The sequence below is a fragment of the Streptomyces lydicus genome, assembly GCF_004125265.1.
In the GTDB taxonomy this organism is placed as follows: Bacteria; Actinomycetota; Actinomycetes; order Streptomycetales; family Streptomycetaceae; genus Streptomyces; species Streptomyces lydicus_C.
The window spans coordinates 3,068,086-3,092,394 of record NZ_RDTE01000003.1 but is presented as its reverse complement, the minus strand read 5'-3'; the positions used below and the strand labels follow the sequence as shown (position 1 = coordinate 3,092,394).

19 protein-coding genes are annotated in these 24,309 nt (G+C 70.4%); 11 read left to right on the top strand and 8 right to left on the bottom strand.

Going from position 1 to position 24,309, the window contains the following annotated elements; translation table 11 throughout:
• Positions 1 to 221: 221 nt before the first annotated feature.
• Entirely contained in the window at positions 222 to 812 is a 591-nt protein-coding gene (locus tag D9V36_RS15965; RefSeq protein WP_129294363.1) for a hypothetical protein, read from the bottom strand.
• A gap of 562 nt (positions 813 to 1,374) precedes the next feature.
• Here D9V36_RS15965 and D9V36_RS15960 point away from each other — a divergent pair.
• Entirely contained in the window at positions 1,375 to 2,793 is a 1,419-nt protein-coding gene (locus D9V36_RS15960; RefSeq protein ID WP_129294362.1) for an ATP-binding protein, read from the top strand.
• Between the two features lie 123 nt (positions 2,794 to 2,916).
• On the opposite strand, the gene D9V36_RS15955 is transcribed toward D9V36_RS15960, so the two are convergent.
• Positions 2,917 to 3,498, bottom strand: a complete 582-nt coding sequence (locus D9V36_RS15955) for a Uma2 family endonuclease (protein ID WP_129294361.1) — start codon at positions 3,496 to 3,498, stop codon at positions 2,917 to 2,919.
• A 72-nt stretch (positions 3,499 to 3,570) separates the two neighbouring features.
• A complete protein-coding gene (locus D9V36_RS15950; protein WP_206739675.1) occupies positions 3,571 to 4,311 on the bottom strand; it encodes a carbonic anhydrase in 741 nt (246 codons plus the stop codon).
• A 429-nt stretch (positions 4,312 to 4,740) separates the two neighbouring features.
• Between D9V36_RS15950 and D9V36_RS15945 the strand changes: the two genes are divergently transcribed.
• Positions 4,741 to 5,832 (top strand): class I SAM-dependent methyltransferase, encoded by a 1,092-nt coding sequence (locus D9V36_RS15945; RefSeq protein WP_129294360.1) that lies wholly within the window; start codon positions 4,741 to 4,743, stop codon positions 5,830 to 5,832.
• 169 nt (positions 5,833 to 6,001) lie between these two features.
• Here D9V36_RS15945 and D9V36_RS15940 read toward each other — a convergent pair whose 3' ends face one another.
• Positions 6,002 to 6,751: a PIG-L deacetylase family protein gene (locus D9V36_RS15940; RefSeq protein WP_129294359.1), complete on the bottom strand. Its 750-nt coding sequence runs from the start codon at positions 6,749 to 6,751 to the stop codon at positions 6,002 to 6,004.
• Positions 6,752 to 7,251: 500 nt separating this feature from the next.
• On the opposite strand from D9V36_RS15940, the gene D9V36_RS15935 reads away from it, so the two are divergent.
• The 6 genes from D9V36_RS15935 to D9V36_RS15910 all read left to right on the top strand — a co-directional run bounded on the left by D9V36_RS15935 (position 7,252) and on the right by D9V36_RS15910 (position 14,488).
• On the top strand, positions 7,252 to 8,004 hold the full coding sequence (locus D9V36_RS15935; protein ID WP_129294358.1) for a GntR family transcriptional regulator: 753 nt from the start codon (positions 7,252 to 7,254) through the stop codon (positions 8,002 to 8,004).
• 255 nt (positions 8,005 to 8,259) lie between these two features.
• Positions 8,260 to 9,966, top strand: coding sequence for an APC family permease (locus D9V36_RS15930; protein WP_129294357.1), 1,707 nt, complete (start codon positions 8,260 to 8,262; stop codon positions 9,964 to 9,966).
• A 258-nt stretch (positions 9,967 to 10,224) separates the two neighbouring features.
• On the top strand, positions 10,225 to 10,404 hold the full coding sequence (locus tag D9V36_RS15925) for an SPOR domain-containing protein (protein WP_129294356.1): 180 nt from the start codon (positions 10,225 to 10,227) through the stop codon (positions 10,402 to 10,404).
• Positions 10,405 to 10,455: 51 nt separating this feature from the next.
• Positions 10,456 to 10,878, top strand: coding sequence for a (deoxy)nucleoside triphosphate pyrophosphohydrolase (locus D9V36_RS15920; protein WP_206739674.1), 423 nt, complete (start codon positions 10,456 to 10,458; stop codon positions 10,876 to 10,878).
• Positions 10,879 to 11,180: 302 nt separating this feature from the next.
• Entirely contained in the window at positions 11,181 to 11,642 is a 462-nt protein-coding gene (locus tag D9V36_RS15915; RefSeq protein ID WP_129298440.1) for an ATP-binding protein, read from the top strand.
• 278 nt (positions 11,643 to 11,920) lie between these two features.
• Positions 11,921 to 14,488, top strand: coding sequence for a SpoIIE family protein phosphatase (locus D9V36_RS15910; protein WP_129294355.1), 2,568 nt, complete (start codon positions 11,921 to 11,923; stop codon positions 14,486 to 14,488).
• A 137-nt stretch (positions 14,489 to 14,625) separates the two neighbouring features.
• On the opposite strand, the gene D9V36_RS15905 is transcribed toward D9V36_RS15910, so the two are convergent.
• The 4 genes from D9V36_RS15905 to D9V36_RS15890 form a co-directional block, all read right to left on the bottom strand.
• A complete protein-coding gene (locus tag D9V36_RS15905) occupies positions 14,626 to 15,426 on the bottom strand; it encodes a succinate dehydrogenase/fumarate reductase iron-sulfur subunit (RefSeq protein ID WP_129294354.1) in 801 nt (266 codons plus the stop codon).
• Positions 15,423 to 17,393 carry a fumarate reductase/succinate dehydrogenase flavoprotein subunit gene (locus tag D9V36_RS15900; RefSeq protein WP_129294353.1) on the bottom strand — a complete coding sequence of 657 codons (1,971 nt, stop codon included), beginning with the start codon at positions 17,391 to 17,393 and terminating at the stop codon, positions 15,423 to 15,425. The genes D9V36_RS15905 and D9V36_RS15900 overlap by 4 nt, the downstream gene beginning before the upstream one ends.
• A 34-nt stretch (positions 17,394 to 17,427) precedes the next feature.
• A complete protein-coding gene (locus D9V36_RS15895) occupies positions 17,428 to 18,255 on the bottom strand; it encodes a hypothetical protein (RefSeq protein WP_129294352.1) in 828 nt (275 codons plus the stop codon).
• 106 nt (positions 18,256 to 18,361) lie between these two features.
• Entirely contained in the window at positions 18,362 to 18,661 is a 300-nt protein-coding gene (locus D9V36_RS15890; RefSeq protein ID WP_129294351.1) for a hypothetical protein, read from the bottom strand.
• Between the two features lie 405 nt (positions 18,662 to 19,066).
• Between D9V36_RS15890 and D9V36_RS15885 the strand changes: the two genes are divergently transcribed.
• The 3 genes from D9V36_RS15885 (at position 19,067) to D9V36_RS15875 (ending at position 24,081) form a co-directional block, all read left to right on the top strand.
• Positions 19,067 to 21,451 carry an ABC transporter family substrate-binding protein gene (locus D9V36_RS15885; protein WP_129294350.1) on the top strand — a complete coding sequence of 795 codons (2,385 nt, stop codon included), beginning with the start codon at positions 19,067 to 19,069 and terminating at the stop codon, positions 21,449 to 21,451.
• Positions 21,452 to 21,637: 186 nt separating this feature from the next.
• Positions 21,638 to 23,542 (top strand): translational GTPase TypA, encoded by a 1,905-nt coding sequence (gene typA / locus D9V36_RS15880; protein WP_129294349.1) that lies wholly within the window; start codon positions 21,638 to 21,640, stop codon positions 23,540 to 23,542.
• Between the two features lie 206 nt (positions 23,543 to 23,748).
• Entirely contained in the window at positions 23,749 to 24,081 is a 333-nt protein-coding gene (locus D9V36_RS15875; protein ID WP_129294348.1) for an antibiotic biosynthesis monooxygenase family protein, read from the top strand.
• The last annotated feature ends 228 nt before the right edge of the window (positions 24,082 to 24,309 follow it).

Sequence of the window (24,309 nt, the reverse complement as noted above, 5' to 3'; positions counted from 1 at the left end):
CTGTTTTTCCTGCGGATTCAGGCCGTTTCCGGGTTGTGTGCTGACTTCTGCCGACCCGCTGGCGGAGGGCGTATGTGCTTTGAGCTGGGGGCCTTCGAGGAAGAATAAACTGGCTCAGCTTGAAGCCGGTCTTGGGTTCCCTGTGCACCCGGAGTTGAAGGCGCTGCTCCAGCGCTGTAATGGCGCCATGGAGTGCCGACCATAGACTCTCGTGCGCCACGTCAAGCCACGTAACCGTAGGTCAGCGACGGCGCGAGCGTTCTGCATCGCCTCCGCTGGCACTGACGAGAACGACCGGCAAGGACAGCGCTCCCCAACGCACAGGCTGCGGCTTGAGGGGGATCCTGACCTTCCGAGGGGCCGCCTCTGAAATGCGGTGGACGACATTTGTATCCAGGAGGGAGGTCATTCCCCGTGTCCTCCTTGCGCTTCGCCTTGTTTTCCTCGGCTGCTCGTTCACCAGGGGAGAGCTTCACCAAGCTCCCGGCTACTGGATGCAATACAGGAGGTCGGTGAGGCTGGCCATCGGCTACAGCGGTATGGGCCGGGTCGAAGTCCTCGGCGCCAGCGTCGGGCAGCAGCTCGAAGTTCTCGATGTCCTTGTTGGTGCCCTGCCTATTGGCGAGAGCTTTCAGCAAGACGGTCGTCGCGACGAAGTCCGCGGCGACGAACCTGTCGTCCTTGAGGAAGCCCTTCCCGGCCTTCATGGTGGCGCCGGCAACGCGCTTCCTTATGCCGTCCTTGCGTGGGGCTTCCATAGGCCCAGCAGCGGCCCGGTCGTCGACCTCGGGAGTCTCTGCGGAGTCGTGCACCTGGATATAGCTACCGGATCTGTGCCTGAACTGTCAGGTGATTCCCGGCATCGCCCAAATCTTCTTGCAGCGTCCCTTCGCCAGCGATGACAACCCCTTGCAGTCCGGAACGAAGCTCGACCAGATGTTAGCTCCCCGCGGCCATCGGTGCTTCGTGGTCGATGGTTGTGGCTGCGTGTCTCCCGTTCGACGGTGTTGTCCGTTGCCTCTTCCGTTCTCCGTTGTTCTTGTCCGTCCCTCGCCGTGTCCGGAGTCGGCCGCGCTCGGGGCAAAGTGATCGAGAATGGGGGAGGGGACTCTGTCGATCGCGCCGCGGTGGGCGAAGGCGGTCGGCTGATCGACGAGTTGGTTGCCGCGTCCGGGTCGACGGCCTCCGGCTGACTGGCGAGCGTGGGCTACTTCAACATGTGGTCGAGCTGCTGCCGGAGTCCGCGCTCAAGGGTGAGATTGCCTACCACCTCCTCGAAACGCAGATCCACGATCCGTGCTTGCGAGCGAAAGTCGACACTAATGTCTATGTTAGTAACATCGCCGTTAGTGTCACGCGTGGAGGTCGGTGGACATGGCGGACTTCGTGGGCCGTCGCCAGGAGCTGGCGACGTTGGAGCGAGAGCTGCAGAAGGTGGCGGCAGGGGTTGGCGGGGAGCGGCCCGGTCGGTGCGTGATGTTGCGCGGTCGGCGCCGGGTGGGCAAGTCGCGGCTGGTCGAGCGGTTTGCGGAGCGCTCCGGAGCGCCCTTCTTGTTCTACGCGGCGACTGGTGCGTCCCCCAGGGATGATCTGGCACGGCTGGCCCGGGACGCCCAAGCATCGACACTGCCGTTGGCGGGGCTGGTGGCCGCCGCGCGGCCGGAGAGCTGGGATGCCGCGTTCGATGTGCTTGCCGCAGCGCTGTCCGCCGACCGGGCGAGCGTGCTGGTCGTCGACGAGGTGCCGTACCTGATGGACGCCGATGGCGCCTTTGAGGGGATGCTGCAACGGGCCTGGGACCGGGTGCTGGAGACCAAGCCGGTGCTGCTGGTCCTCATCGGCTCCGATCTGTCGATGATGGAGGCCCTGAACAGCTACGGACGTCCCTTCCATCAGCGCGGCCGGGAGATGGTGCTGGGGCCGCTGAACCCCGCCGAGGTGGGGCAGATGCTCGGGTTGGAACCGGCGGAAGCCTTCGATGCCGCGCTGGTCACCGGCGGGCTGCCGCTGATCTGTGCGGAGTGGCCGCGCGGTGCAGGGCTGTGGGATTTCCTCGGTGAGGCGCTGAGTGACCCGGTCTCGGCCCTGCTGGTGTCGGCCGAGCGTTCACTGGCTGCCGAATTCCCCCCGCAGGCTCAGGCGCGTAAGGTGCTGGCGGCTATCGGCAGTGGTGAGCGGACCTTCACCAACATCGCCCGTGCGGCCGGCGGAATCGGGGCCACCCCGCTGCAGCGAGCGCTGGAGCTGCTTACGGGCAAGCGGATCGTCGCTGCGGAGCTGCCCGTATCGCTGCGTCCGTCCAAGGACCGTCGTTATCGGGTGACCGATCCCTACCTGCGGTTTTGGCTGCACCTGCTCGGCCCGTCCATGGAGGAGATCGAGCGGGGGCGGGGTGATCTGACCTTGGCGCGCATCCGGGAGAACTGGACCAGCTGGCGGGGCCGGGCCGTCGAGCCCGTTGTCCGCGAGGCGCTGGCGCGGGTGCTGCCCGATGACAGGCTGCCCGCGGCCCCCGCGGTGGGCGGCTACTGGACCCGCACCAACGACGTGGAGATCGACATCGTTGGTGCCGACAGGGCTCCCATCGCCAAGGAGCTGCTCTTCGTCGGCTCCATCAAGTGGCTGGAGCAGTCGCCCTTCGACCGGCACGACTTGGCAGCTCTCCATCGGCACCGGGCTGCGCTCACCGATGAACCTGTCCCCGTCGTGGCGGTCTCGCGTAGCGGAGTCGGCTGTCCGGGGCTCGATGCCGCCTACGGCCCCGGCGATTTGCTGACCGCTTGGCCGCTGTGAGTGGTGGACGGCAGGCGAGGGGTGGGAGCTGGTGACCGCGAAGGGCAGAGCGACCGGACGGGGAGGGCCTGCCTCCTTTGCCTTCTTCTCGCGCCGATGTGGTGCTGACCTCGCACCGTGGTCTCAGCCGGGCCGGCCCGGGGCTAGCTTGTCCAGATCGAGGCTGATTTCGAACGGCAGGGGCCGTTGGAGTGTGTGGCGGAAGATTCCGGCCGGTGCGTAGGAGCGGGTCGGTTCGTCGAGCTCGTAGACGTGTACGGCAGGGACGGAGTCCTCGTCCTCGATGCACCAGTAGTGGGGGATTCCGGCTTCGGCGTACTTGCGGAGCTTGACGGTGCGGTCGCGATGGGCGGATTCGGGGGAGACGACCTCGATGACGAGCAGGACGTCCTCCGGGGCGAACCAGGTGCGGTCCGCCTCGTACGCAGCCGTGGTCAGCAGCAGGTCAGGTTCCGGACGGTTGCGAGCGTCGAGGCGGATGGTCATCTCCCGCTCGACCTCGATGCCGTCGGGGGCCTGATCCATGAGAGCCACAGTGAGGCCGGTGACGAGACGGCCGTGCCACGACCGCTGGGGGGACATCATGAAGACGAGCGCTCCGTCGATGAGCTCGGTGTGGCGGGGCGCCTCGGGGAGGCGGTCCAGGTCCTCCGCGAACCAGCCTTCCGCGCGGGGCGGGCGCATCCAGTCGGGCAGTGCGGTCATGGCTCAACCGTAGCGAGTCGGCGGGGCTGGGGCTACGAGATCATCGACGTCGGAGTGGGCCTGCCCCTCCGGTCAGGACGGTGCGCCGGCCAGGACTTCCACCTTGCCGGTGTCCAGGGAGTAGTAGGCGCCCACCACGGCGAGGCGGCCCTTGGCCACGAGGGGGGCCAGGTCCTGGTTGGAGCGCAGATTGGCGGCGGTCAGTTTGACCTGGTTGCGGGCCATGGTGTCGACCGGGTCGTCGCCGCCGCCCTGGCGGACCGTCTGCTCGTACGCCGGCCGCAGCGCCCGGGCGATCGCCTCCAGGTTGCCGGGCAGGGGTTTGCCGTCACGGAGGGACTTGTAGGACGCCTCGACGGCGCCGCAGCGCTGGTGTCCGAGGACCACGATGAGGGGGGTGCCGCTCGTCATGGGGCCGTACTCCACCGAGCCCGTGACCACCGGGCCGACCGCCTCCCCGCCCGTGCGCATCACGTAGAGGTCGCCCAGTCCGGTGTCGAAGAGGAGCTCGGGCGGCACCCGGGAGTCGATGCAGGAGAGGACCGAGCCGAAGGGCACCTGCTTCTGGGCCACGAACTCGCGGCGGCTCGGGTCCCGGTCGGGGTGCTGGAGGTCTCCGCTCACCCAGCGGGCGTTGCCGTCCATCAGCCGCTTGAACGCCGCGGCGGGCGTGGTCGGCCGTGGCGACGGTGACGGCGATGCCTGGTCCGCCACCGGGGCGGTGCTGGTCGAGGCGCAGCCCGCCAGGGTGGCGGCGGCCGCGACGCCGCCGGCGAGCACCGTTCTGCGATCCGGATGTCCCGTTGCGTCCATGGGCCGTTCTCCTCTGTCCGCCGAGATGCTGCCGTACGTGGTGACCGGGGCGATTGTGCGGCGCGGGGGCGGTGGGCGGCGGCAGGCACAAGCGGGCGCGGGCCGCTTTGCCACCGACGGCCCACAGGAATCAGCCGGGACGGCGGCGTGCGCACGGCCGGGACGGCGGGGCGAGCGCGGCCGGGACGGCGGGCGAGTGCTGAAGGCTCCGAGGCTGCCGCGTAGCATCGAGATGAGGTGAAAAGGGGGCAAGGTGCGCTAAAGGGGTGGCGTGTTAGAGGGAGGGGCGGCTCGGCGGGGAGTGCTGCGCCATGCTGCGTCGCGCTGTGCCCGGCTGTGCCGCGGCGGTCTGCGGGCGGCGGGCGGCGGGGGAGCCGCACCGGGCTCCGGGCGGGGCGCACCGTACTCCGGCGTCAGGAGGAAGCGGCGATGAGCGAGCGGACCCCGGAGCGCCCGGATCCGGCAGGCCCGGATCCGGTGCCGCAGGAGGAGTTCACCGGACGGATGCTCCAGGTGCTGAACGACGCCTGTCTGGGGCATCTGTGCAGCCTCGGCCACCGCGCGGGCCTGTTCGAGGTGATGTCCGGTCTGCCGTCGGCGACCAGTGCGCAGATCGCCGAGGCGGCCGGGCTCGACGAGCGCTATGTACGGGAGTGGCTGGGCGGGATGACGGTCGGCGGCATCGTCGAGTACGCGCCCGAGGACGGTGGCTACCGGCTGCCGCCCGAGCACGCCGCCGTGCTGTCCCGGGCCGCGGGGCCGGACAACATGGCTGCCTTCATGCAGTACTTGGCGATGATGGGTGACGTGGAGGACGAGGTCCTTGCGGCGTTCCGGGCCGGCGGAGGGGTGCCGTACTCCTCGTATCCGCACTTCCAGGACGTGCAGGCCGAGGAGACGGCGCGGGTGTACGACGCCGCACTGACCGGCACGATCGTGCCGCTGGTGCCGGGGCTCACGGACCAACTGCGTTCCGGGATCGACGCCTTGGACATCGGCACCGGGCAGGGGCATGCCGTCAACCTGCTGGCGCGTGCCTTCCCCGGAAGCCGGTTCGTGGGGATGGACATCTCCGCCGCCGGCATCGCCACGGCACGGGCGGAGGCCGCGCGGTGGGGGCTGGGCAACGCCCGTTTCGAGGTGGCCGATACGGCCGAACTCACCGGTTCCTACGACCTGATCACGGCCTTCGATGTGATCCACGACCTGGCGCGTCCCGCCCGCACACTGGCAGCCGTCGCGAACGGCCTGCGGGACGACGGGGTCTTCCTGATGGGCGATATCGCGGCCTCCAGCGAGCTGTCCGAGAACATCGGCCATCCCTTGGGGCCCACCCTCTATGCCCTGTCGGTCTTCTACTGCATGACCGCTTCCCTCGCGGAGGGCGGTGCGGGGCTGGGCACGGCCTGGGGGCGTCAGACCGCGCTGCGGATGCTGGCGGAGGCCGGGTTCGGCGAGGTCGAAACCCGGGAGGTGCCGGGCGACATCCTGAACGTCTACTACGTGGCGCGGAAGGGGTGAGGAGGGGAGGGAGGAGGGGGTGAGGGGAGGAAGGGGGAAGGGGGGAAGGGGGAGTGCGGCGGTCACTGTCGGTGTGCGTCGGCGCGCGGCCCCCGTCGGTACGCGGCACCACGCTGCGGGATGCCGTCCAGGCGCCGAGAGGGCCCTTGGCGGGCCTCAGGCGGGCGCCTCAGCGGGGAAAGAGCTGGAAGAGCGTGGCGGGGCGGCCCCGGTAGCGTTCGCCGCCGGTGCGCAGCATCTGCTCGATGAAGGTGCGGGCGTACGCGCGGGGGTCTTGTTCGACGCCGCGCAGGCCCCTGATGTACGCCCCGTGTGCCGCCAGTGAGTCGACCGCGCGGTCGATGCCGGGGCCGACCTCCGCGGCGTGTGTGGGGTGCGGGGAGCCCGCCACGGCCACCCAGCGGACGCCGTTCCAGGGCGCCAGGCCCTTCGCGCCGGCGAGTTCGGGGAAGATCCAGCGGTTGCCGGCGTCGCCCGCGGCGTCGAGGGCGGCGCGGCCGACGACCCGGTGGTCCGGGCTGTTCCAGTGGCCGCCGCCCCAGGTGTCGTGGTGGTTGAGGGTGAGCAGCAACTCGGGGCGGTGGCGCCGGACGGCCGCGGACAGATCGCGGCGCAGCGCCAGGCCGGGCTCGATGACGCCGTCGTGATGGTGGTCGAGGAATTCGACGGTGTGGACGCCGACCACTGCGGCGCCGGCCCGCTGTTCGGTCTCGCGGACCGCGGCGGCCTCCTTGGGTGCGAGTCCGTCGATGCCTGCCTCACCGCGGGTGACCAGGAGGTAGCTGACCTCGCGCCCCGCGGCCGTCCATTCGGCGATGGCCGCCGCGGCGCCGTATTCGAGGTCGTCGGGGTGAGCGACGATGGCGAGTGCCCGCTGCCAGTCCTTGGGCATGGGGGAGAGCTGGGGTTCGGCGGGCATGGGGTCCCTTCCTTCGCGTCCTGATACCGCGTCCCGCGTTCCGTTGCCGGTGCTGTGCCTTTCTGGGTGCTGTGCCGTCCCGGCTGCTGTGGCTGCTGTCCGACGTCTGCGGCCTGCCGTGGGTTCCATGTGCCGTGCGTGCCGTGTGCCGTGCGTGCCGCGGGCCGTGTGCCGTGCGCCGTTCGGGCGGCTCAGATCTCCGGCTCGACCGTGCTGCTGACTCCCGACCGTGCTGCCGGCTCCGACTCGGCCGTGCTGCTCGCTCCGGCTCGACCGTGCTTCCTTTTCGATCGTGACACGCATGGGCGGCGGCTACCGGGTGGAAAGGAAGGGTGGGGTGGCGCGGGGTGGGGGTACGAGAACCCACGGTGCCAAGCCTCGGTCGTTTACACGGGCTGAGCTGGGTTTCATCACATCAGGTGAATATCTGGCCCAAGCTTGCGATCGGCAACGCGCGGTTGTCACGCTGTTGCTCACCGTCAAGCTGTTGGGAGGGGCATGTGCCTTTCGGTGAGCAGCCCGCGTACCTCCGCGTCGCCGGCGACCTGCGCCAGAAGATCGTCGACGGGGTGCTGCCGCCGCACACCCGCCTTCCCTCCCAGGCGCGCATCCGCGAGGAGTACGGCGTCTCGGACACCGTCGCCCTCGAGGCGCGCAAGGTCCTGATGGCCGAGGGGCTGGTCGAGGGTCGCTCGGGGTCGGGCACCTACGTACGCGAACAGCCCGTCCCGCGCCGTATCGCCCGCGTCGGCTTCCACTCGGCGGGCGGCTGTACGCCGTTCCGGCAGGAGCAGACGGACGAGCGGGTGCGGGGCACCTGGGAGTCCCACAGCGAACAGGAGCCGGCCGGTGCGGCGATCGCCACCCGGCTGCGCATCCCGCAGGACGCCAAGGTGATGCGGACGCGCTATGTCTTCCGCGCGGAGGGGGAGCCGTCGATGCTCTCGACCTCCTGGGAGCCCTTGGAGGTGACCGGACGGACGCCCGTGATGCTGCCGGAGGAGGGGCCGCTGGCGGGGCGCGGGGTGGTCGAGCGGATGGCGGCGATCGATGTGGTGGTGGACAACGTCGTCGAGGAGGTCGGGGCGCGGCCCGCGCTGGCCGAGGAGGCCATGGCGCTGGGCGGGGTCCCCGGGCACGGCGTCCTGGTCGTCTCGCGTACGTACTTCGCGGGCGGCAGGCCGGTCGAGACGGCCGATGTCATCACCCTCGCCGACCGGTACCGGGTCACCTATCACCTGCCGGTGAGGTAGCCACGAAGCTCCGTTGCCGCTCCCGCATTCCCGTGTGCGCGTGCGCGAGACGCCACGATCTCGCCCCTGGTTCTCTGGCGAGTGTCCGTTTTGAGGTTATTCATACGCAAAATATGGCTGAAACCTTGTGTTGGATAACTCACAGACCCTCAACTACAGGCCTTTTTCTGGCTGCTGTGGGAAGCCGACGCCCAGATTCGCTCTTACGATGGCGAAGTTTGTGCACGGCACGGGGGAAGACCAGGAGACCAGCACGTGAGCACGACGAAGAACCCGAGCGCGGAGCAGGGCTCGCACTCGAATTACCGTCGGTCCCTCGGGACCATCGCCCTGACCGCCACTGGTCTCGGGTCCATCATCGGCTCCGGCTGGCTCTTCGGGGCCGAACGGGCTGCCGCCATCGCCGGCCCGGCCGCGATCCTCGCCTGGGTCATCGGAGCGGTCGTCGCGCTCACCATCGCCCTCACGTACAGCGAGCTGGGCGCGATGTTCCCGAAGGCCGGCGGCATGGTCCGCTACGGCCAGTACTCCCACGGCTCGCTCGCCGGCTACCTCGCGGCCTGGGCGAACTGGATCGCGATCGTCTCGGTCATCCCGGGTGAGGCCACCGCCTCCGTCCAGTACATGAGCTCCTGGGACTTCGGCTGGGCGCATGCCCTCTACGACGGCAAGGAGCTGACCGGCACCGGCGTCGGGCTGGCCAGCATCCTGCTGATCTTCTACTTCTTCCTCAACTGGTTCGCGATCTCGCTGTTCGCCAAGACCAACACCGCGATCACGGTCTTCAAGGTTGTCGTCCCGGCGCTGACCGCGACCGCGCTGATGGTGGCGCACTTCGACACCGGCAACATCGTTCACCACGGCGGCTTCACGCCCAACGGCTGGAGCTCGGTCTTCACCGCCGTCGCCGTCTCCGGCATCGTCTGGGCCTACAACGGATTCCAGTCCCCGCTGAACCTCGCCGGTGAGGCCCGCAATCCCGGCAAGTCGCTGCCGAAGGCCGTCATCTGGTCGATCCTGATCGCGCTGGTCATCTATGTCGCGCTGCAGGTCGCGTTCCTGATGGCGGTGCCCGGTGACAAGCTGACCGCCGGTGGCGGCTGGGCCTCCCTCGGCTTCAACTCGCCGCTCGCCGACCTCGCCGTGGCCTGGGGCCTGAACTGGCTGGCGCTGCTGCTGTACGCGGACGCCTTTGTCTCGCCGTCCGGCACCGGCATGATCTACGCCGCCACCACCTCGCGCATGATCCACGGCGTGCAGGAGAACGGCCACCTGCCCGGCATCTTCGGCAAGGTGGACAAGAAGACCGGTGTGCCGCGCCCGGCGCTGGTGCTCAACCTCGTGATCGCCTTCCTCTTCCTCGCGGTCTTCCGCGGCTGGGGCTCGCTGGCCGAGATCGTCTCGGTGGCCACGGTCATCTCGTACATCACCGGGCCGGTCGCGGTGATGTCGCTGCGCCGCATCTCGCCGGACCTCAAGCGCCCGGTGAAGCTGCGCGTGATGCCGGTCATCGCGCCGATCGCCATGATCTTCGGTTCGCTGGTGCTGTACTGGGGTCGCTGGCCGCTGACCGGCAAGGTCATCCTGATCATGGCCGTCGGACTGCCGGTCTGGGCCTGGTACGAGATCGGCAAGCCGCTGACTCAGGGCCGCAAGCCGTGGGCCGAGCTGCGTCCGCACCTCAAGGCCGGCGCCTGGATGGTGGCGTACCTGCTGGTCATGGCCGCGGTGTCGTACCTGGGCGGCAAGGAGTTCGGCGGCAAGGGCTATCTGCCGGAGGGCTGGGACATCGTCCTGGTCGCCGTGATCGGTCTGGCCTTCTACTACTGGGGCGTGCGCAGTTCCTGGCGCAACCCCTCGCTGGTCACGGTCGAGGCCGAGCTCCGTGCCGAGGAGGAGGCCGCGGCGGCGGAGGCCGGCGAGGCCGACGGCGCCAAGGTGTCCGTCGCGTCCCAGGGCTGATCCAAGAGCTACGTCCCGGCCCGCCGCGCCGCGCGCGAGCTGTTCGTCCGCCCGAGCGCATCGGGCACCCCACCGGCCACTCGCAGGCCGCTTCCGGTACGCCGGGGCCCGCGGGTGGCCGGTTCGGTACCTCTTTGTGTAAATCCATATCCGGTGAGTAAAGGTCGGGCGTAGGCTCGGGCATATGCGGATTGCGATTTCGGCATCAGCAGACCAGGGGCGTGCGGCGGCGCGCTACACGGCGGACGGAGGGGCGCAATGACCGAGGGTGGAGCAGTGCTCCCCTGGCTCGTCATCCGCCAGGACGAAGGCGGCAACCGGTATCGCGTGGGCCGCTATGCCACCCGAGCGGAGGCGGAGCGGGTGGCCGACCGGCTCGGAACGCGTGGCCGCCAGCAGCTTTACGTGGTCGAGAAGGCCGACCGGGCGGCGACCTGAGAGGCGGGCAGCGGGAAGCGCGACGGAGGCGGGGGACGTAGGCTGCCGCGCATGACGACCGTGCGCGTAGTGGTGGGCGGAGCGGTGTGCGAGCGCGGGCGGCTGCTGGCCGCACGGCGCAGTGCACCGCCCGCACTGGCCGGCCGCTGGGAGCTGCCCGGCGGCAAGGTGGAGGACGACGAGACACCCGAGCAGGCGCTGGAGCGAGAGCTGCGCGAGGAGCTGGGTGTCGAGGCAGCGGCCCAGGAGCGGATTCCGGGGGAGTGGGTGCTGCGGCCCGGCTATGTCCTGCAGGTGTGGACGGCCCGGCTGCTGTCCGGGGCGCCGCGGCCCCTGCAGGATCACGACGAGCTGCGCTGGCTGCTGCCCGGTGAGGAATCGCAGGTCGACTGGCTGGACCAGGACCGCCCGGCGGTGGCCGAGGCGATGCGCCGGCTGGCGGGGACGGCCGGGGCGCCGGGCGTACGGCCGTAGTCGCCGTCCTGGGTCGCATGTGCGCCCCTGTGAGCCCCGTACGCCGCCCTTGACGGCTTCGTGTGCCGGAATCCGGTGACCGGCGGCTGACCGGCCGCACGCCGTCGCCCCCTGCCCGTACAGGCGCCCTCGGCGCGTCGGCCAGCCCGTCCGCCCGCACCGCCCCACCCCAGCCCGCCGATATGTTTCATTTGTGCCACAGTGCGCCGCTGCAGGCGGTACTGAGGGATAGATAGCGGGTATGTCCCTGATTGACCCCTTCGATGTAGGCAAGGCGACGGGGAGTGCCATCGGGCTGGGATGTGATCGGCGTGAGCGACAGCGCAGCGGCAGGGGTCCCGGAGCCGGACTCCGGGCCCGTCCGCAGGCGCGGCAGGGCCTCTGGTGCACCCAGCGCCGAATGGAGCTTTCCGGCCGACCCAGGGGCGGTGCGCACGGCTCGTACGGCAGTGCGGCAGGTGCTGGACGACTGGGGGCTGAACGGCGCCGCCGATATGGCCGTACTACTCGTGAGCGAGCTCGTCACCAACTCCCTGCGTCATGCCAGCGGGCCGATCGGAGTCCGTATGGTGCTCCTCAACACCGACGGGCTGCTCGTCGAGGTCTCCGATCCGCTGCCCGACCCGCCGCAGGAGCGCGACGCCGCTCCCGACGACGAGGGAGGGCGTGGATTGCAGCTGGTCGCATGCAGTTCGCGGCGCTGGGGGACCCGTCGTGGAAAGAGTGGCAAGACAGTGTGGTTCGAGCTGTCGGTGGCTGGTTAGGAGACAGGTGGGTCCTGATCGTTGCCAATTCATCGACGTTCTGTGGGTGGGCTGCGATCGAGACTGTGCTGTGATCGTGAAGACCGTGTTCCGGATAGCCGGGGTACTGAATACTCAGGCGGGTCCGGTCCGGGCACGATGAGCTGGAGGGGACGGGGCTCGTGAGCGAGATGTCATCTGGCGGGGAAGAACCCGCGCAGGCCGAGGGTCAGGGCGGTGCGGACGGCTCCGGTGATCCAGGTGGCCGCCCGCACGCGCGTGAGCTGCAAGGCCCGCCCGTGTGGCAGAGCAGCCGGCCCGGGTCGATCTATGACTACATTCGCGTGGCCTCCTTCTCGCTCGGCCCCGACGGGCGGATCGACCAGTGGAGCGAGCGGGCGGAGGACATGCTCGGCATACCCGCGCGGTATGCGCTCGGCAAGGACCCCGTCGAGGCCTTCGTCCCCCGCGAGTTGCGGGCGACCGGGCGCCGCAAGGTGTCCGAGATCCTCGACGGCCGGGAGTGGACCGGCCTGGTGCCCTACCGCCGGGGAGAAGGTGCGGACGCCGACGGGCTCGCCGAGATCTATGTGATGCCCTCGCGCGACGAGAACGGTGAGCGGGCCGCGGTCTGCCTTGTCGTCGACGTCCGCGCGCTGCGCGGCATCGAGACCGACCTCGCCGCCTCGCAGGCCGTTTTCGGCCAATCTCCCATGGGCTTCACCCTGTTCGGCACGGATCTGCGGCTGCTGCGGGTCAACGAACGGTTCGCCACGGTCTTCGGCGGCCCGGCGAGCAAGTACCGCGGCTGCAGTCCGCACGACTTCCTGCCGCGCGCCGAGGCTGAGCGGATGACCGTCGCGCTGCGCCGCGTCCTGGACACTGGCGAGCCGGTCACCGAGATGCAGTTGGTCGGGATGGCACCCGGCGAGGACGATCGCCGCCGCTGGTCGGTGTCGCTCTACCGGCTGCACGGCGCCAGCGGGCGCCCGATCGGTGTTGCGGCGCTGGCCGCCGATGTGACGGGCCGTCGGCGCGCCGAGCGCGAGGCCGCCAACGCCCGCCGCAACCTCGCCCTGCTCAACGAGGCCGGTGCCCGGATAGGCAACTCCCTCGATCTGGAGACCACCGCCCGCACCCTCCTGGACGTCGCCGTACCGCAGTTCTGCGATCTGGCCTCCGTGGATCTCTACCAGGGCCTGCTGGCGGGCGACGAGGCCCCGCCCGGCATGAGCGACGGCAGCGCGGAGCTGCGACGGGTCGCCTTCGCCAGCGCCGTGTCGGACGCCCCGCTCGCCACCGCCCCCGGTGTCCCCGGTGACGCGCCGGGTCCGGTCGCGGTCGGCGCCGTCCACCGCTACCCCTTCAACTCCCCCTGCGCGGGCGCGCTGCGGACCGCCCACGCACAGATCATCCCGGGCCGGGACAGCGACGACGGGCCGGAGCTGGGCGCGGTGGTGCACTCCACCCTCGCCGTCCCGATGGTCGCCAGGGACACCGTCGTCGGACTGGTGCAGTTCTCCCGTACGAAGGGCAGCGAGCCCTTCGGGGAGCGCGACACCGCGCTCGCCGTCGAGCTGGCCGCGCGCGCCGCGGTCTGTATCGACAACGCCCGCCTCTACCGCAGGGAGCACGAGCGCGCCCTGATATTGCAGCGCAGCCTGCTGCCGCCCGGCGACCCCGAGGCCGCCGGTCTGGACATCGCCTGCCGCTATCTGCCCGGCACCACCGCCACCGAGGTCGGCGGCGACTGGTTCGATGTCATCGAGCTCCCGGGGCACCGCACGGCGCTGGTCGTCGGCGATGTGATGGGACGCGGGCTGCGCGCCGCCGTGGCGATGGGGGAACTGCGCACCGCCGTACGGACCTTGGCGCTGCTGGACCTGGAGCCCGCCGAGGTGCTGTCGGCGCTCGACGAGATCGCCCGCGGGCTCGGCGGCGACGGCGACGGCAGGTCGTCGACCGCGCGCTCCGCCCGCAGCCGGTCCGGGGCCGGCGAGGGCGCGGGCGAGCAGCGGCGCTCCGCCGCCACCGCCGACCTCTCCGAGGTCTACCTCGCCACCTGTGTCTACGCCGTCTACGACCCGGTCACCCGGCGCTGTACGTTCGCCAACGCCGGGCATCTGCCGCCGGCGCTGGTCGAGGACGGCGAGGACGCGCTGCTGCTCGACGTGCCGCCGGGGATGCCGCTCGGAGTGGGCGGCGAACCGTTCGAGGAGATCGAGGTCGAGCTGCCGGACGGGGCGCTGCTGGCCCTCTACACCGACGGTCTGGTGGAATCCCGCCACCATCCGCTGGAGGAGGGGCTGCAGGCGTTCCGCGCGGCCCTCTCGCACGCCGACCGTCCGCTGGAGGACGCCTGCGACCAGGTCCTGAGCGCCATGGACACCTCGCACGGCGAGGACGACATCGCGCTGCTGATGGCGCGGGTGCACGGGCTGCCCAAGGACTCCGTGGGCGACTGGAGCCTGGCGCCGGAGGCCCGTTCGGTGGCCCGCGCCCGGGAACTCGCCCGTGACCAGCTGACGGACTGGGGCCTGCAGGAGCTGGTCGACACCACGGAGCTGCTGGTCAGCGAGCTGGTGACCAATGCGCTCCGGCACGGCCACGGCGAGATCCGGCTGCGGCTGCTGCTGGACCGCACCCTGGTCTGCGAGGTCTGGGACGCCGATCTCGCCCAGCCGCGCCGCCGCCGGGCCCGGGACACCGACGAGGGCGGCCGCGGACTGCAGTTGGTCGGTCTGCTGAGCCAGGGCTGGGGCAGCCGCCGCACCCCGCGCGGCAAGACCGTGTGGTTCGAGCTCGCGCTGCCGGACGGGGAGTCGGCGGCGGTCGATCCGGCCGAGGCGCTGCTGAGTCTGTTCTGACGGCCTGAGGACCTAAGGACCTGAGGACCTGAGGACCTGAGGACCTGAGGGGCTGAGGGGCTGAGGATCCGAGGACGCGGGCGGGGCCCGGGGTGCGCACCCCGGGCCCCGCCCGTCCGGTCATACGCCCCGTCCGGTCATTCGCTACGACGCCGGATCTTGTTCCCGAGCCACACCAGCGGGTCGTACTTACGGTCCGCGGCGCGCTCCTTCAGCGGGATCAGCGCATTGTCGGTGATCTTGATGTGCTCGGGGCAGACCTCGGTGCAGCACTTGGTGATGTTGCAGTAGCCCAGCCCGTGCTCGTCCTGCGCGGTGCGCTTGCGGTCGAGACCCGCCTCCGGGGCCGCGTCCAGCGGATGCATGTCGAGTTCGGCGATCCGCATCAGGAAGCGCGGACCGGCGAAGGCCTCCTTGTTCTCTTCGTGGTCCCGGACGACATGGCAGGTGTCCTGGCACAGGAAGCACTCGATGCACTTGCGGAACTCCTGCGACCGGCCCACGTCCTCCTGCTGCATCCGGTACTCACCGGGGCCCAGCTCCGGGGGCGGGACGAACGCCGGGATCTCGCGGGCCTTGGTGTAGTTGAAGGACACATCGGTGACCAGGTCGCGGATGACCGGGAAGGCCCGCATCGGCGTGATGGTGAGGGTCTCCGTACGGTCGAACACCGACATCCGGGTCATGCACATCAGCCGCGGCCGCCCGTTGATCTCCGCGCTGCACGAACCGCACTTGCCGGCCTTGCAGTTCCACCGCACGGCGAGATCGGGTGCCTGGGTCGCCTGCAGGCGGTGGACGATGTCCAGCACCACCTCGCCGTCGTGCACCTCGACCTTGAAGTCCTCCAGCTCCCCGGAGTCCGCGTCGCCCCGCCACACCCGGAAGTGCGCCTGGTAGACGCCGGACTGCTGCTGCTCTTCCTGCGACACGCTCACCGGCTCAGCTCCTCGTCGGTCAGATACTTCGCCAGCTCGTCCTTCTCGAACAGTTCCAGCAGGTCGCGGCGGATCGGCGGGGTCTCGCGGCGGGAGAGGCGGATCTGGCCCAGCGCGGCGTCGGAGGCCCGCGCCTCGCCCTGCGGGTCGGCGAGTTCACAGACCAGATTGATGTTGCGCCAGGTGCGGTCCATCGCCGGATGGTCGTCGCGGGTGTGCCCGCCCCGGCTCTCCTCGCGCTCCAGCGCGGCCCGTGCCACACACTCGCTGACCAGCAGCATGTTCCGCAGATCGAGGGACAGATGCCAGCCGGGGTTGTACTGCCGGTGTCCCTCGACGCCGGCCCGCCGGGCCCGCACCCGCAGATCGGCCAGCCGCTTCAGCGCCTCGAACATCTCGCTCTCCTTGCGGATGATGCCGACCAGGTCGTTCATCGACTGCTGGAGCTCTTGGTGCAGGGTGTACGGGTTCTCCGCCGGGCCCGGCTCGTGGCCGGCGTCCGCCTCGACGAGCTCGGCGCTGAAGGGGCGCAGCGCCTCCGCCTCCGCCGCGTCGATCTGCAGCGGGTCGACGGCCGGCCGTTCTGCGGCCAGCGACTGTGCGTACTCGGCCGCGTGCAGCCCCGCCCGGCGGCCGAAGACCAGCAGGTCGGAGAGCGAGTTGCCGCCGAGCCGGTTGGAGCCGTGCATCCCGCCGGCCACCTCACCGGCCGCGAACAGGCCCGGTACGCCGGTCGCCGCCGCGGTGTCCGGGTCCACGTCCACCCCGCCCATCACGTAGTGACAGGTCGGGCCGACCTCCATCGGCTCGGCGGTGATGTCCACATCCGCCAGCTCCTTGAACTGGTGGTGCATCGACGGCAGCCGCCGCTTGATCACCTCGGCCGGCATCCGGGTGGAGACGTCCAGATAGACGCCGCCGTGCGGGGAGCCGCGGCCCGCCTTGACCTCGGCGTTGATGGCGCGGGCGACCTCGTCGCGGGGCAGCAGTTCGGGCGGGCGGCGGTTGTGGTCCGGATCCTCGTACCAGCGGTCGCCCTCCTCCTCGGTCTGGGCGTACTTGTCCTTGAAGACGTCCGGGATGTAGTCGAACATGAAGCGCTTGCCCTCGCTGTTGCGCAGCACCCCGCCGTCCCCGCGGACCGACTCGGTCACGAGGATGCCCTTGACCGACGGCGGCCAGACCATGCCGGTGGGGTGGAACTGCACGAACTCCATGTTGATCAGCGGCGCCCCGGCCAGCAGCGCCAGTGCGTGCCCGTCGCCGGTGTACTCCCAGGAGTTCGAGGTCACCTTGAAGGACTTGCCGATCCCGCCGGTGGCCAGCACCACCGCCGGGGCCTCCAGCACGAAGAAGCGGCCGGACTCCCGCTCGTAGCAGAAGGTGCCACAGACCCTGCCGGGCCCCGCGGCGGAGCCGCTGAACGACTCCGTGAGCACCCGGGTGACCGTGCACTCCTGGAAGACCTTCAGCCGGGCGTCGTAGGCGCCGAACTCCTTCTCGTCCTCCTGCTGCAGCGAGACGATCTTCTGCTGGAGGGTGCGGATCAGCTCCAGGCCGGTACGGTCGCCGACGTGCGCGAGGCGCGGGTACTCGTGGCCGCCGAAGTTGCGCTGGGAGATCCGGCCGTCCGCGGTGCGGTCGAAGAGCGCGCCCCAGGTCTCCAGTTCCCACACCCGGTCCGGGGCCTCACGGGCGTGCAGCTCGGCCATCCGCCACTGGTTGAGGAACTTCCCGCCGCGCATGGTGTCGCGGAAGTGGACCTGCCAGTTGTCGTGCTCGTTGGCATTGCCCATGCTGGCGGCGATGCCGCCCTCGGCCATCACCGTATGCGCCTTGCCGAACAGGGACTTGCAGATCACGGCCGTCCGCATGCCGGCCTCGCGGGCCTCGATGGCGGCACGCAGACCGGCGCCGCCGGCGCCCACCACGACCACGTCCCATGCCTGCCGGTCCACATGCGCCATCAGAGGGCACACCTTTCCTTGAGAGATGCTGTCGTCAGAAGAAACGCGGGTCCGTGATGGCCCCGCTGGCCAGCAGGAAGACATAGAAGTCGGCGACGGCCACGCTGATCAGCGAGGACCACGCGAGCAGCATGTGCCGCTCGTTGAGCTTGCCGACCCAGCCCCACAGCCGGTAGCGCACCGGGTGCTTGGAGAAGTGCCGCAGCCGTCCGCCGACGATGTGCCGGCACGAGTGGCAGGAGAGGGTGTACGCCCAGATCAGCACGATGTTGGCGAGGAAGACCAGGGTGCCCAGGCCCATGTGGCCCCAGGCGTAGTTCTCGTCGCGGAAGGTCAGCGCGGTGTCGTAGGTCAGCACGCCCGCGACCAGCACCGCGAAGTAGAAGAAGTAGCGGTGGATGTTCTGCAGGATCAGCGGGAAGCGGGTCTCACCGGTGTACTTCTTGTGCGGCTCGGCGACCGCGCAGGCCGGCGGCGAGGCCCAGAAGCCGCGGTAGTAGGCCTTGCGGTAGTAGTAGCAGGTCAGCCGGAAGCCCAGCGGGAAGATCAGGATGAGCAGCGCCGGGGACAGGCCCCACCAGCTGCCGAAGATCTCCCAGTTGGGGCCGCCGCGCATGGTGCGGCAGTTCTCCGCCAGGCAGGGCGAGTAGAACGGCGAGACATAGGGCGCGTGGTAGTAGTCGGCGTTCGCGAACGCCCGCCAGGTCGAGTAGACGATGAACGCGAACAGTCCGGCGGCGGTGCCGGCCGGTGCCAGCCACCAGCGGTCGGTGCGCAGATGGCGGGCGGGGATGGCGGCGCGCGAGGCGGTGTGCACACCGTTCGCGGGTGCTGGTGGGGAGGGTTCGGTGCCAGTGGCCAACGTCGGTCTCCGTGAAGGGCGCTCCGTCGGGGCGGGGGCGGCGAAGGCACCGCCGGGGCGGGGCGGGACGGGATGAGGGGTGGTGAGCGGGACTCGTGCCGCGTGGTCAGGGCGCGTGGCCGTTCCTGGAGCCGAGCCCCTCGTCCTCGGCATCGGTCCACAGCGCGGCGTCGTACGGGGCGTCGGGGATCGTCACCATCTCCTCGACGACGGCGCTCGGACGGCGCGGCGGACCGGCCGCCACACTCTGCTTGAGCAGGGTCAGGCTTTCGCGCAGATGGTCCGTGTCGCTGCGGAGCCGGCGGATGTCCAGACAGGCGTCGAGCTGAGCCTCCAGCCGTCCCACCGAACGGGTCAGACCGTCCAGGCTGCGTTCAACCGCCGTCAATTCGTCCTGAAGGGACATAACGTGCCCTCACTTTTGAAGGTGTGGTGGGCGATCTCATGCGCCCGAGAGTGTCGCGCGTCACAGTAGGCGTTGGGAAGGGGGCGAGCGTGATTACGACTCGAACCGGTGCGTTCCGGCAACCATGCGCCGCGGCGCAGGTCGAACGCGGATACGGAAACCGCTGGTGTGCGGGGGCGCTCCGCGCCGCCCGGGGCACGGATTCCGGCTGCTGAGGGGCCCGGTGTTGGGCCGGGCGGGTGGGCTTGGGGCGCCGGCCGACGTGTCGGGCGGCCACTGCGCGCGAGGTCGCATTCAGTAGGGGGGCCATAGATGTGATGAGCCCCAAAGTCGGCCGAACGTGGTGCGCCGGTCTGGCCCCAGGCGGCGCACGGCGCGGCGCGGGCGAGCCCGGAGGTAACCGTCATGACCGACCACGACCACCCCTCAGGCCGCCGCGCGGCGTGCCGCAGGCGGCGCTGTGCCGCGCTCATCGCGGCCGGGGTGCTGCTCCCGCTGCCGGCCCTGGCCGGATGCAGTGACGAGGCCCGGGACACGTCTGTCGCCACATCCCAGGACATCGCCGCCGCGCCCCGCGGCGAACTGAAGAAGGGCGGCACCCTGCGCTGGGCCGTCGATGCGATGCCCGGCACGCTGAACGCCTTCCAGTCCGACGCCGACGCGACCACCACGCGGATCGCCGGCGCGGTGCTGCCCAGCATGTTCACCCTCGACGCGAACGGCAGACCACAGCGCAACGCCGACTACCTGGACGCCGCGGACATCAGCGCCCGCGACCCCAAACAGGTCGTCACCTACAAGATCAACCGCAAGGCGCGGTGGAGCGACGGCCGACCGGTCACCGCCGCCGACTTCATCGCCCAGTGGACCGCGCTGCGCGGCAAGGACAACGCCTTCTGGACCGCCCGCAACGCCGGCTACGACCGGATCGGCAAGGTCGAGCAGGGCGCGGACTCCCGCGAGGTCAAGGTCACCTTCGCCCGCCCCTACGCCGACTGGGAGTCCCTGTTCACCCCGCTCTACCCCAAGAGCGTGATGGGCAGCGCCGACGCCTTCAACGACGGCGCCCGTGAGCAACTGCAGGTCAGTGCCGGGCCGTTCCTCTTCCAGAAGCGGGACGCCAAACAGGGGCGCGTGGTCCTCGTACGCAACCCGAAGTGGTGGGGCGATCCCGCCATGCTCAAGAGGATCGTGCTGCAGTCGCTGCCCGGCGACAAGCGGGCCGCGGCGCTCGCCGACGGGAGCATCGATGTCGCCGCGGTCGACCAGGTCGCCGCGAAGCGGGTCGCCTCCGCCCGGCGCGCCGCCTCGGCCGGCCCGCACGCGCCCGGCGACGGCAACGCGGGCCCGCAGAGCGAGGGGAACCGGGCCGGGGCCCGCTCCGGCGCCAAGGCCGCCGCGGCGGAGAACGCCGTACTGCGCGGCTACACCATCCGCAAGGCCCTGGAGCCCGCCTACACCCAGCTCGCCCTCAACGGCAGCAGCGGGCCGCTGGCCGACGACCGGGTGCGCCGCGCGGTGGCCCGTGCCCTCGACCGCCAGGAGCTCGCGGACACCGTCCTCAAGCCGCTCGACCTGCCGTCCAGGCCGCTCGGCAGCCATCTGCTGATGGCCGAGCAGTACGGCTACGAGGACCACAGTGATGCGCTCGGCGGCCAGGACACCGGGGCGGCCAAGGCGCTGCTCGCGGAGGCCGGCTGGAAGAGCGACAACACCGACCGCCAGCAGGCCGGCGAGAAGGCGGACGCACCGGCACCCGGCAGGGACGCGTCGGACGACCGCTACCGGGACGAGAGGGCCGATGACCGGTCCGACGGCGGCGACGACGGCGACGCCGATGACCGCAACCCGGCCCGCTCCGGCCGCGGCCATGCCGCCCCGCCCGCCGGGAGCGAGCGGTCCGACGGCATGCGGCCCGCCGCCGCGAAGGCCCCGCTGTCCTTCACCGGCGCGGTCGGCTCCGAGGTCCAGCAGGCCGCCCTGCTGCGGCAGAGTGCCTCCTTCTACAAGGAGGCGGCGGCCAGGGAGAAGGACGAAGCGGGCGAGGACACCACGTCGGCGGCGTTCGGCAGGTACAAGCAGTACAAGAGGCGCGCGGCACAGACGCTCGGTGCGGCCGAGCTGATCGAGACCGGGCAGGCCCCGAATCTGCCGGGGTCCGGCGGGCACCCGGGCGCCCTGCGCGCGGCCGCCGAGCGGCCCGCCGACGCGGCCTTCGCACCGCGGCCGGCCGGCCACAAGGGGGCCAAGATCGCCGCCGTCAAGAAGAACGGCAGGCCGCTCACCCTGCGCTTCGTGCTCCCCGACGGCGCAGGCTCCGCACAGCTGCGCGCCGTCGGCCGGCAGATCGCCGAAATGCTCGCCAAGATCGGCGTGCAGACCTCCCTCCAGCGGGTCTCCGACGCCAGCTACTTCCAGGACCACATCGCCTCCGGTGACTACGACCTGGCGCTGTACTCCTGGCCCGGCACCGCCTACCCGGCGACCGACGCCCGGCCGATCTACGCCAAGCCGCAGCCCGCGCCCGACGGCTCGCTGACCGTCGAGCAGAACTACACCCGGGTCGGCACCGACCACATCGACCAGCTCTTCGACCAGGCCGCCTCCGAGCTGGACGAGAGCGCCGCGCACACGCTGGTCGAGCAGGCCGACGCCAGGATCTGGGCGGCCGCCGGATCGATTCCGCTCTACCAGCGGCCCGAGCTGGTGGCCACGAAGAAGACGCTCGCCAACGTCGGCGCCTTCGGCTTCGCCACACCCCGTTTCCAGGACATCGGCTACCAGATGTAGCCGGGCGGGCACCCTGGCGAATAAAGGCAAGAAACCGCAGGTCAGAAGGCGTAGGTACGGGCTGCGGCGGTCAATGCCGCCGCAGCCCCGTACGATGGGGTGAGGCCGTGGCTTCGTTATGCCCGGCAGGCGCGCGTACCGAATGGACGTGCCGCCACCCACGATTCCGGGAGAAGCGCCGCCAGTATGCCCACGCGCCACGACATTCGTAACGTTGCCATCGTCGCCCACGTCGACCACGGGAAGACGACCCTCGTCGACGCCATGCTCAAGCAGGCCGGCGCGTTCGCCGAGCACGCCGCCGAGAAGCTCGACGACCGGATGATGGACTCCAACGACCTGGAGCGTGAGAAGGGCATCACGATCCTCGCCAAGAACACGGCGGTGAAGTATCACCCCAAGGACGGCGGGGACCCGATCACGATCAACATCATCGACACCCCCGGCCACGCCGACTTCGGTGGCGAGGTCGAGCGCGGTCTGTCGATGGTCGACGCGGTCGTCCTGCTGGTCGACGCCTCCGAGGGTCCGCTCCCGCAGACCCGCTTCGTGCTCCGCAAGGCCCTCGCGGCCCGGATGCCGGTCATCCTGTGCATCAACAAGACCGACCGCCCCGACTCCCGGATCGACGAGGTCGTCAACGAGACCTACGACCTGTTCCTGGACCTGGACGCGGACGAGGACCAGATCGAGTTCCCGATCGTCTACGCCTGCGCCCGTGACGGCGTCGCCTCGCTGACCAAGCCGGAGGACGGCACCGTCCCCGCCGACAGCGAGAACCTGCAGCCCTTCTTCACCACGCTGCTGGAGCACATTCCGGCGCCGGAGTACGACGGACAGGCCCCGCTCCAGGCCCACGTCACCAACCTCGACGCGGACAACTTCCTCGGCCGTATCGCGCTGCTCCGGGTCGAGCAGGGCGAGCTGCGCAAGGGCCAGAACGTCGCCTGGATCAAGCGTGACGGCTCGATCCAGAACGTCCGCATCACCGAGCTGATGATGACCGAGGCGCTCACCCGCAAGCCCGCCGAGGTGGCAGGCCCGGGCGACATCTGCGCGGTCGCCGGTATCCCCGACATCATGATCGGCGAGACCCTGGCCGATCCGGAGAACCCGATCGCGCTGCCGCTGATCACGGTCGACGAGCCGGCCATCTCCATGACCATCGGCACCAACACCTCGCCGCTGGTCGGCCGCGGCGGTACCGGCAAGGGCGCGGACGCCAAGAACGCGGTCAAGGACCGCAAGGTCACCGCCCGCCAGGTCAAGGACCGCCTGGAGCGCGAGCTGATCGGTAACGTCTCGCTGCGCGTGCTGGAGACCGAGCGCCCCGACGCCTGGGAGGTGCAGGGCCGCGGTGAGCTGGCGCTGGCCATCCTGGTCGAGCAGATGCGCCGCGAGGGCTTCGAGATGACCATCGGCAAGCCGCAGGTGGTCACCAAGGAGATCGACGGCAAGACGCACGAGCCCGTCGAGCGCATGACCATCGACGTGCCCGAGGAGCACATGGGCGCCGTCACACAGCTGATGGGTGTCCGCAAGGGCCGGATGGACAACATGTCCAACCACGGCTCCGGCTGGGTCCGCATGGAGTTCGTCGTTCCCTCCCGCGGCCTGATCGGCTTCCGTACCGAGTTCCTGACCAACACCCGCGGCACCGGTATCGCGCACTCCATCCACGAGGGTCACGAGCCGTGGTTCGGCCAGCTCTCCACCCGTAACAACGGCTCCCTGGTCGCCGACCGCACCGGTGCGGTCACCGCCTTCGCGATGACCAACCTCCAGGAGCGCGGTGTGCTCTTCACCGACCCGGGCACCGAGGTGTACGAGGGCATGATCGTCGGCGAGAACTCCCGCTCCGACGACATGGACGTCAACATCACCAAGGAGAAGAAGCTCACCAACATGCGCTCCTCCTCGGCCGACTCGTTCGAGGCGATCGTGCCGCCGCGCAAGCTGTCGCTGGAGCAGTCCCTGGAGTTCTGCCGCGACGACGAGTGCGTCGAGGTGACCCCGGAGGCCGTGCGCATCCGCAAGGTCGTCCTGGACCAGAAGGAGCGCGGCCGCACGGCTTCCCGCGCGAAGCGCTAAAGGACCGCGCCGAGCGGTCACACCGACGGTGGTCCGGGCCGGGATTCCGGCCCGAGGTGACGGGGCGCCCCTCCATGTGAGGGGCGCCCCGTTTGCGTACCCGGAGGGCGGCGGGGGCGGTCCGCGCGGCGAGAGCGGCCGGCGCTCGGCTGCTGTGGCGTCCCGGCCGTGGCCGGGTTGTCAGTGGTCGGCGGCAGACTGTCGGTATGGCAGTTGCAACGAAGATCGAGACCGGGCGCACGATCGCCACGCTCATCAATGTGTTCACCGTCCGGCCCGAGCGGCAGGCGGAGCTGGTGGCGGTGCTCAGCCGGGCCACCGAGGAGACGATGAAGGACCGGCCGGGGTTCATCTCGGCGAACATCCACGCGAGCGCGGACGGCGAACGGGTCGTCAATTACGCCCAGTGGGAGAGCGAGGAGCACTTCCGGACGATGCTGGGCGACCCGACGGCGCGGGAGCACATGGCGGAGGCCGCGGCGCTGGCGGAGGGGTTCGATCCGCGGCTGTTCGCGGTGGAGTCGGTGCATCACATATAGGGAGTGCCGGGGAGGGCGCCGGGGGCCCGGGCTCTCTCCCCGGGATTCGTTCCCCGGGCTTTTCCGGGGCTCTCCCGGGGTTTCTCGGGGGGGTCCTCGGGGGTTCCTCTGCTCCGTCCCCGCTCGGGCATCCGGGGGTTTTCTCCGGTCTTCGGAGCAGTGGCGGTCGCCGCCGAAGTGCGGTACGTCCCCCTTTGCGCTCTGATGTGGCTAGGCATGATCCGGACC

Bases quoted from the DNA above. Each gene is read 5' to 3' on its own strand.
- D9V36_RS15920 (WP_206739674.1), top strand. From the start codon at position 10,456: ATGACGACCGTGCGCGTAGTGGTGGGCGGAGCGGTGTGCGAGCGCGGG.
- D9V36_RS15950 (WP_206739675.1), bottom strand. From the start codon at position 4,311: ATGGACGCAACGGGACATCCGGATCGCAGAACGGTGCTCGCCGGCGGC.
- D9V36_RS15960 (WP_129294362.1), top strand. From the start codon at position 1,375: ATGGCGGACTTCGTGGGCCGTCGCCAGGAGCTGGCGACGTTGGAGCGA.
- D9V36_RS15945 (WP_129294360.1), top strand. From the start codon at position 4,741: ATGAGCGAGCGGACCCCGGAGCGCCCGGATCCGGCAGGCCCGGATCCG.
- typA (WP_129294349.1), top strand. From the start codon at position 21,638: ATGCCCACGCGCCACGACATTCGTAACGTTGCCATCGTCGCCCACGTC.
- D9V36_RS15890 (WP_129294351.1), bottom strand. From the start codon at position 18,661: ATGTCCCTTCAGGACGAATTGACGGCGGTTGAACGCAGCCTGGACGGT.
- D9V36_RS15875 (WP_129294348.1), top strand. From the start codon at position 23,749: ATGGCAGTTGCAACGAAGATCGAGACCGGGCGCACGATCGCCACGCTC.
- D9V36_RS15925 (WP_129294356.1), top strand. From the start codon at position 10,225: ATGACCGAGGGTGGAGCAGTGCTCCCCTGGCTCGTCATCCGCCAGGAC.
- D9V36_RS15955 (WP_129294361.1), bottom strand. From the start codon at position 3,498: ATGACCGCACTGCCCGACTGGATGCGCCCGCCCCGCGCGGAAGGCTGG.
- D9V36_RS15900 (WP_129294353.1), bottom strand. From the start codon at position 17,393: ATGGCGCATGTGGACCGGCAGGCATGGGACGTGGTCGTGGTGGGCGCC.
- D9V36_RS15940 (WP_129294359.1), bottom strand. From the start codon at position 6,751: ATGCCCGCCGAACCCCAGCTCTCCCCCATGCCCAAGGACTGGCAGCGG.
- D9V36_RS15885 (WP_129294350.1), top strand. From the start codon at position 19,067: ATGACCGACCACGACCACCCCTCAGGCCGCCGCGCGGCGTGCCGCAGG.